This is a genomic window from Streptomyces katrae, from assembly GCF_000966975.1.
Lineage (GTDB): Bacteria > Actinomycetota > Actinomycetes > Streptomycetales > Streptomycetaceae > Streptomyces > Streptomyces katrae.
In genome coordinates this window covers 1-993 of the sequence record NZ_JZWV01001699.1, presented here as the reverse complement: position 1 = coordinate 993, position 993 = coordinate 1, and the positions used below count along the sequence as shown (strand labels likewise).

Sequence of the window (993 nt, the reverse complement as noted above, 5' to 3'; positions counted from 1 at the left end):
CGGGAACCTGCCGCTCCGCACGCGGGGCGTGGCCCTGTGGGGCGGTGCCGGCCGGGGCGGTCGTGGCCTGCCGTTCCGCGCGGGCGCCTTCCGGCCGGGGCTCCGTCCGGGCGGCCGGCGGGTGGAACTCCGCACGGGCGGCGGGGGGTTGCGGCTCCACTTGCGGGGCGTGGTCCCGTGGGTCGGTGCGGGGGGTGTGCTCCGGCGGCTCCGTGCGGGGGGTGAGGGGGTGCGGGTCGGTGCGGGGGGCCGGAGCTGTCGGGGGCTCCGGCTCGACGGCGTCGACGCGGGCAGGGGCCCGTACCGACCCGTCGGCGCCGGCCCCCGGCCCGGCTGCGGCGGCCGCTTCCGTGAGACGGCCGACCGCGGCCGCCGTCGGCGGCCGGACGGAGCTGGTCGCCTCCGGCACGGGAACGGCCGTCCGGGCAGCGGTCGCCACCGGCACCCGGGCGAGCTCCACGTCAGCCGGATGACCGGCCGGGGGCGGGGGTGCCTCATGGCCGGCGCGGGCCGAGGTGACGGGCTCCTGACCGGCGCGCGAAGTCGCGGGGGCGTGCTGACCGGCGTGCGGCGAGGTCACAGGTACCCCGCGCACGCCCGACCCGTCCGGAGCGGACTCCGGCGGCAGCGCACGGCCCGGGGCCGGTCGCTCAGCGGCGGCCTGTGCACCGGCCGCCGCCGTAGCCGTCCCAGCCGTAACGGCGCCCACGGGCCGGTACTCCGGCGGAAGCACACCGTCCGAGGCCCGCCGGCCAGCGACGGCCCCCGCGCCCGGCGCAGCCGCCGTCACCCCAGCCGGAGCAGCACCCACAGGACGGGACACCGGCGGAAGCACACCGTCCGAGGCCCGCCGGGCAGCGACGGTCCCCGCGCCCGGCGCAGCCGTCGTCGTCCCCGTCGGGGCGGTGTCCGCGGGACGGGTCGGCGGGGTGGGAGCGTGCTCGGGCCTCGGCGCGGGTGTGCGGGGGGCGGGGGGTGTGGCCGGTGTCCACC

General features: G+C 81.5%; 1 pseudogene. It reads right to left on the bottom strand.

Going from position 1 to position 993, the window contains the following annotated elements:
• Positions 1–460 (bottom strand): annotated as a pseudogene (locus VR44_RS46735) (hypothetical protein); the annotation flags it as partial.
• Positions 461–993 lie beyond the last annotated feature (533 nt).